Genomic DNA, 7,323 nt, shown 5'->3' with positions numbered 1-7,323 from the left:
TCACTTTTCACTTTTCACTTTTCACTTTTCACTTTTCACTTTTCACTTTTCACTTAATATGGATTTAAGCAACTACCGAAAAACTTACGACAAACGCATACTTTTAGAAAGCGATGCCCCCGAAAACCCTATGCAACTCTTCCAAACTTGGTTTTACGAAGCCGATGAAAGCGACAGCGTAGACGAAGCCAACGCAATGTCAGTCAGCACCATAGGATTCGACGGATTCCCAAAAACCCGCGTTGTTCTCCTCAAACAATACACTTACGAAGGTTTCATTTTCTACACTAATTACGAAAGCGAAAAAGGCAAAGCCATTCTCGCCAATCCTCATTTGTGTCTATCCTTTTTCTGGCCCTCTCTCGAACGACAAATTATCATCAAAGGAATAGCCGAAAAAGTCCCCGAAAACACTTCCGATGGCTATTTCGAATCCCGTCCTCTCGGCAGCAGATTAGGAGCCATAGTCTCACCGCAGAGTGAAGTCATCGCCTCAAGAGAATACCTAGAAGAACGTTTACATCAATTAGAAAAAGAGTATGAAGGCAAAGAAGTACCCCGACCAGCCTATTGGGGAGGTTTTTTAGTACGCCCTCAGAGCATCGAGTTTTGGCAAGGACGCCCCAACCGACTCCACGACCGCTTGCGCTACACCCTCACCGAAGACTACGACTGGAAACTAGAGCGTTTAGCACCATAATAATTATAGAATCAGAAAATCAGAGAATTAGTAAATAGTCAATTTATCAATTCTCCACCCCCTCCGAGACTTTCAGAGCACCTCCAAGATACTCCCTCCCATTCCCTGCCCGTGCGGCTGGCACCTCCCATCTCCCCCTCATATTTCGTCATTCGTATTTCGTATTTCGTAATTATTTATTACCTTTGCCTCAAAATTGAAACTACTTTTATAATCTATTTTAAATAAAGAAGATACAGGAATTACAAGAAGATTAGGTAATGATTTAGTAATAGTTCTTATTTCATTTGATTATACCTATTTTCTCAGTAACTTCTAGGTGCAAAGGTACAACATCTTGACAATATAACCAAAAAAATTTACCTTTGCACCCGCAGACGTGCGTTGCTGCACGTCTGCGTGGAGCTGGTAATGTGTCAGATGTGTTATTTTTAATTATGTAGTAGAATGCGACAAAATCAAAAAATTTTATCAGATTGAAAAAAAAATGTATCTTTGCTCCCAATATGAGATTTTTCACCTTCATACTTAGCTTATATCTGTTGGCACTCACTGGGCTGCCTTGTACGGATATGCTTGAAGGTGAGGAGTCTTCAGCTTCTTATGAATTTGTAACAGCCCCAACTGGGGAACACTCTCATTTTCATTTGGATAGCTGTTCACCTTTCTGCATTTGCACTTGCTGCCAAATGGTAATCAGCACGCCCACTACTTATGAGGCCTTAACCATTGCTCAAGCCACCGCAACCATTCCCTCCTATAGCTATCCCCTGACCGTATGGTCTTCGAACTACTATGGGAATATCTGGACTCCTCCCAAGATATAGTCTTTTCTTTCTTCATCTCAAGTGATTGTTCATTAGTCATCTCACCCATCATTAGTCATTAACTAATCATTAATTCTTATTAGAAATGTTAGACAAAATCATACTATTTAGCATCAAAAATAAGCTATTTGTAGGATTCATGACCCTTATGCTTATTTTTTGGGGTGTATGGAGTGCTACAAGGCTCCCCATTGATGCCGTTCCAGATATTACTAACAACCAAGTACAAATCATCACCTCTACCCCTACTTTGGCCTCACAAGAGGTAGAGCAACTGGTTACTTTTCCTATTGAGCAAGCCATCGCCAATATTCCTGGGCTGGAGGAAACACGCAGTATTTCCCGCTTTGGCCTCTCGGTCATCACAGCCGTCTTTAGCGAGGATATGGACATCTACTTTGCCCGCCAGCTAGTCAATGAAAAGCTCAAGGAGGCACAGGAGCAAATCCCTCAAGGCATAGGCTCGCCCGAACTCTCACCCGTGAGTACCGGACTGGGGGAGGTATATCAGTATATCATTCGCCCTACGGAACAGAGCAAAAACAAATATTCCGCCAAAGACCTCCGCACCATGCAGGACTGGATCGTGGCTCGCCAACTCTATGGTACCAAAGGAATAGCCGAAATCAACAGCTTTGGAGGCGAACTCAAGCAGTATGAGGTGGTTATAGACCCCGATCGCCTCCGTGCCATGGGGGTGAGTGTCAGTGATATTTTCACTGCTTTGGAGCAGAACAACCAAAATACAGGAGGTGCCTATATCGACAAGCGCCCCAATGCCTACTTTATCCGAGGAATAGGCATGGCTCGCTCCCTTGAAGACATAGGCAATATAGCCGTAGGCAAGCACACCCCTCCCCTCTTTATCAAGCATGTAGCCGAGGTACGCTTGGGCAGTGCCATCCGCTATGGTGCCCTTACCTATAATGGCGAGGTGGATGCCGTAGGTGGGGTAGTGATGATGCTCAAGGGCGAAAACAGCCACGAGGTAGTCAGTCGTATCAAAGAAAAACTGCCCACCATACAGCAATCCCTACCTGAAGATATAGTGATAGAGCCTTTCTTAGACCGCACGGACTTGGTACAACGCGCCATCCATACGGTAGAGAAAAACCTCTTAGAGGGGGCGCTGATTGTCATCTTCATCTTAGTACTTTTCTTAGGAAACCTGCGTGCCGGACTGATTGTTGCCACGGCCATTCCGCTCTCCTTGCTCTTTGCCTTAGGAATGATGAACCTCTTTGGAGTAAGTGCCAACCTGATGAGCTTGGGAGCGATAGATTTCGGAATTATCGTAGATGGATCGGTTATCGTGGTAGAAGCAGTGATGCACCACTTGGCGATCCGAAAGAACCACCAACGACTTACCCAAGCACAAATGGATGAGGAGGTATTCCATTCCGCTTCCAAAATACGCAGTAGTGCCGCCTTCGGAGAGATTATCATCCTGATGGTGTATATTCCCATTCTTACCTTGGTAGGAGTAGAGGGCAAGATGTTCCGCCCTATGGCACAAACCGTCGTCTTTGCTATTTTGGGTGCCCTGATCCTTTCCCTGACTTATATCCCTGCCATGAGCGCTTTGCTCCTACCTAAAACAGTAAGTGACAAGCGCAGTTTTGCCGAGCGAATGACAAGCTGGCTCTACCGTCACTACCAACCGCTCTTTGTCCGTTCTATCCGCCTTAGGGGATGGATAATAGGCAGTACCGTGGTACTGTTCGTTCTTGCGGTAGGCATTTTCAGCCGTATGGGAGGTGAGTTTATTCCACAACTACAAGAAGGCGATTTTGTTTTTGAATGTATTCTGCCACCGGGCACTTCCCTGAAGCAGAGCTTGGAGACTTCCATGCAGGCCTCTCGCCTGATTCGTGAGTTCGACGAGGTGAAAATGGTGATAGGCAAAACAGGTTCTGCCGAAATACCTACCGACCCCATGCCGCTGGAAGCCTCCGATATTGTGATCGTACTCAAGAGCCAAGACCAATGGAAAAGTGGTCGCTCCTATGAGGAATTAGGAGATGCCATCATTGAGCGGCTCAAGGATATTCCTGGGGTCTTTTTTGAGAAAAGCCAGCCTATACAAATGCGTTTCAACGAATTGATGACAGGTGTCAGACAGGATGTAACGATAAAAATCTTTGGAGAAAACATGGATACCCTCGCCCACTACGCCCAAAGAGTAAGCCAACTTATCCAGAAAACAGAAGGTGCTACCGCCCCACAGGTCGAAAAAGTAAGCGGACTTCCGCAAATCAATGTTACTTACGATCGGGTACGCTTGGCCAACTACGGACTTTCGGTGCAAGAGGTCAATGAGGTACTCAGTACCGCCTTTGCTGGTAAGAAGGCTGGGGTTGTCTTCGAGAACGAACGAAGGTTCGACCTTGTGGTACGCCTCGATAGCCTCCATCGTACCGGAATTGACGATGTACAGCATATGATGGTAGCTACCGAAAATGGGCAGGTGCCGATGAGCCAATTGGCCACTATCAAATATGAATTAGGCCCCGCACAAGTAAGCCGTGAAGCAGGCAAGCGCCGTATCGTCATTGGCTTCAACGTGCAAGGGCGCGATGTGCAGAGTGTGGTGAGTGATATAGAACAAAAATTAAAGGGCGTAAAGCTCCCTACGGGCTATTACTTTACCTATGGCGGTCAGTTTGAGAACCTACAACAAGCCACCGATAGGCTCCTTATTGCCGTACCGGTAGCCCTGCTCTTGATTTTTTTCTTGTTATACCTTGCTTTCCATTCTATAAAACAATCCTTACTCATCTTTAGTGCTATCCCGATGAGTGCCATTGGGGGCGTATTTGCCTTGCTTCTTCGGGGAATGCCTTTTAGTATTAGTGCGGGTATTGGTTTTATCGCGCTCTTTGGGGTAGCAGTGCTCAACGGTATAGTGCTTATTGGCACTTTCAACCAGCTGAAAAAAGAAGGAATGACCAACCTTTTGCATCGCGTGATTACGGGTACCGAAATGCGTTTACGCCCTGTGCTAATGACGGCTATGGTGGCGAGCTTAGGTTTCCTACCTATGGCACTCAGTCAAGGAGCAGGAGCAGAAGTACAACGCCCCTTAGCTACAGTGGTTATTGGGGGGTTAGTATCGGCTACCTTCCTCACCCTCTTCGTGCTTCCGTTGCTTTACATCGCTTTCAATAGTACCTTTTCTTGGCGCCGTCCTTCAGCTAAAGTACTCACGATAGCCCTATTGCTTATCAGTCCTATAGCGCTACACGCTCAGCAGTCTTACTCGCTACAAGAAATAGAGCAAATAGCCCTTAAGAACAATGGAGTGATTAAGGCAGCACAACTCAAGCTACAAGGAGCAAGTGCTAAAGAGCGAACCTCTTTTGAATTGGCTAAAACAGACTTTACAGGGCAATACGGGCAGTACAGCAGTGCTGAAAAAGACCTTTCAGTAGGTGTATCACAATCTATTCCTTTGCCTACAGTATTTGCTGCTCGCAAAAAGCTCTATCAAGCAGAGACACAATTACAACAAGGGCAATTAGCCCTTCAGCAGAATGAACTGAAGCGGCAAGTGCGCAACGCATATCAGCAATTGCAATATTTGACTTTTAAAGAGGAACAGCTCTTGCAGCTTGATAGTCTCTACAATAATTTTATTCGCATTGCTGAAGTACGCTATAAAGCAGGGGATACCAAGAAGATAGATATTAACACTGCCCAAGTGAAGAAAGGAGAAATAAGTTTGTTACTTCAACAGAACAAAACTATACAACAAGCTACCTATCGCAACTTGCGTACGTTAATGCAAACAGAAGAAGCATTTACCATTACCAAGTCGCCCGTGTATGAGCCTTTGTTACTCAGTGAGCCTTCGGATGTACAACTCTCTCAGCACCCTTTGGTACAACTCAGCTATCAAGAAGCAAACATAGCTGAGCACAACAAACGTCTAGAGCGTGCCCAAGCCCTGCCCGACCTTACATTGGGCTATACCAATCAGTCTCTTATAGGAATGCAAACCATTGGAGGGGTAGAGACCTATACTGATAGAAGTAAACGTTTTCATTTTGCCACCATAGGGCTTTCAGTTCCTATTTTTACCGCTACCCGTGCCAAGGTGAAAGCTTATAAATATCAGAAAGAAGCAGCTATAGAAGCAGCTCAACAAACAGAAAAACAGCTTAAAACTCAATGGATAAATCTGCAAGAGGAATACCAACTGAATTTGCAAAAATATCAGTTTTACAAACAAGAAGCGCTACCTGAAGCCGAGCGCATTATCCGAGCCAATCAGTTAGGGTATAGCGCAGGTGAAATAAGCTATGTGGAGTACCTTTACACCCTACAGACAGCCGTAGATACCCGCTTGGCATACCTTGAGAGTATCGAGGCGCTTAATCAAAAAGTAATAGAAATACAATCCCTTTTAAACCAGTAAAACAAATGAAAAAATATGGTATAAAAATCGCTTTTATCCTTATAGGAATTAGTCTATCAGCCTGCAATGGCACTCCTACAACTACCAATAATCAAAAGCTCGAAGAGCGCGAAGAACACCACGAAGAAGGAGGCAACCTCACCACCCTTACCCAAGTTCAAATCCAAACTGTAGATATTCGTTTGGGACATATAGAAGAAAAAGCTCTTGCCGCTACCCTCAAAGCCAATGGAATACTGAGCGTGCCTGCCGACCATCAGGCGAAGGTATCGACTGTATATGCGGGGATTATCAAGAGCGTAAAGGTAGAGATAGGCAGTTATGTGCAAAAAGGGCAAGTAATCGCTACTGTTTCTAACCCAGAATTCTTGCAACAACAACAGCGCTTGCTCACCGTTAATGGTCAGATAGAACTTGCTAAACAAGAACTTGACCGTCAGCAAACCCTCTATGAAGGGAATGCTGGTACTGGTAAGAACCTACAAGCCGCTACTACTCAGCTACGCACTCTCCGTACCGAAAAAGCTTCGCTTGAAGAACAAATACGCCTAATGGGCTTAAACCCTCAAACACTCACCGATAAGGGAATGCAATCTACTTTGGCGATAGTGGCTCCTATTAGTGGGAATATCAGTGCGGTATATACTAACAAAGGGGCTTATATAGATGCCTCCACCCCTATTGTGGAAATCATCGACAACAGTTCGCTACACCTGCACTTGCAAGTGTATGAGCGTGACTTGCCTTACATTAAGGTAGGACAACAAGTGCACTTCAACCCTACCAATAACACCTCTCGCGAATATGATGCCCAAGTGTATAACATTGCGGCTTCGTTTGAAAACGAAAGCAAAAGCATCATTGTACATTGCCACGTAGAGGGTGACAAACAAGGGCTCATCAATGGAATGAATGTAACAGGGGTTATCAGTCTTGACAAACAAACGACCCCTGCTGTACCTAACGAGGCTATCGTAGAGGATGCTGGTAAATCCTACATTTTTCTGGTAACCCAAACTTCGGATAAAGAAACCTCTTTTGAGAAAGTGGAGGTAGTAAAAGGAGCTTCCGAAAGTGGGTATACCGCTATCGCCCCTGTAAAACCTATAGCCCCCGAACAGACTATTGCCACCAAAGGAGCATTCTTTATCAACGCAACCTTAGTAAATGCTGGAAAAGATAGTGATTAGAATTGGTAATGTATCGGATATATTATTAAAATTTTATTACATTAGAAATACAATAAAAATATAAAAGTAAAAAACCACGACTTCGGAGTGTGTTTTAAGCTCCCTGCAAGGGCAAGTGGTTTTGAGGTGCCTACACGCCTAATGCGTGCCTCAAAACACAACTTGCTCTGTTCCGGTGAACAGAAAATT

The 7,323-nt window shown here is 44.9% G+C and carries 4 protein-coding genes; all 4 read left to right on the top strand.

The window, feature by feature from the left end; all coding sequences use genetic code 11:
• The first annotated feature begins 58 nt into the window (after positions 1-58).
• The 4 genes from pdxH to Q0162_RS01795 all read left to right on the top strand — a co-directional run bounded on the left by pdxH (position 59) and on the right by Q0162_RS01795 (position 7,134).
• Complete coding sequence (pdxH, locus tag Q0162_RS01805) at positions 59-700, top strand: pyridoxamine 5'-phosphate oxidase (RefSeq protein ID WP_297888190.1); 642 nt, start codon at positions 59-61, stop codon at positions 698-700.
• Between the two features lie 506 nt (positions 701-1,206).
• Positions 1,207-1,527, top strand: a complete 321-nt coding sequence (locus Q0162_RS13235) for a DUF6660 family protein (RefSeq protein WP_009411032.1) — start codon at positions 1,207-1,209, stop codon at positions 1,525-1,527.
• An 85-nt stretch (positions 1,528-1,612) separates the two neighbouring features.
• Positions 1,613-5,944: a CusA/CzcA family heavy metal efflux RND transporter gene (locus Q0162_RS01800; RefSeq protein ID WP_297888188.1), complete on the top strand. Its 4,332-nt coding sequence runs from the start codon at positions 1,613-1,615 to the stop codon at positions 5,942-5,944.
• Positions 5,945-5,949: 5 nt separating this feature from the next.
• Positions 5,950-7,134: an efflux RND transporter periplasmic adaptor subunit gene (locus Q0162_RS01795; RefSeq protein ID WP_002670932.1), complete on the top strand. Its 1,185-nt coding sequence runs from the start codon at positions 5,950-5,952 to the stop codon at positions 7,132-7,134.
• The last annotated feature ends 189 nt before the right edge of the window (positions 7,135-7,323 follow it).

Origin of the sequence: uncultured Capnocytophaga sp. (genome assembly GCF_937936315.1) — a bacterium.
In the GTDB taxonomy this organism is placed as follows: domain Bacteria; phylum Bacteroidota; class Bacteroidia; order Flavobacteriales; family Flavobacteriaceae; genus Capnocytophaga.
Note: the sequence above shows the minus strand (reverse complement) of the source record. Positions and strands in the feature narration are given on the sequence as shown.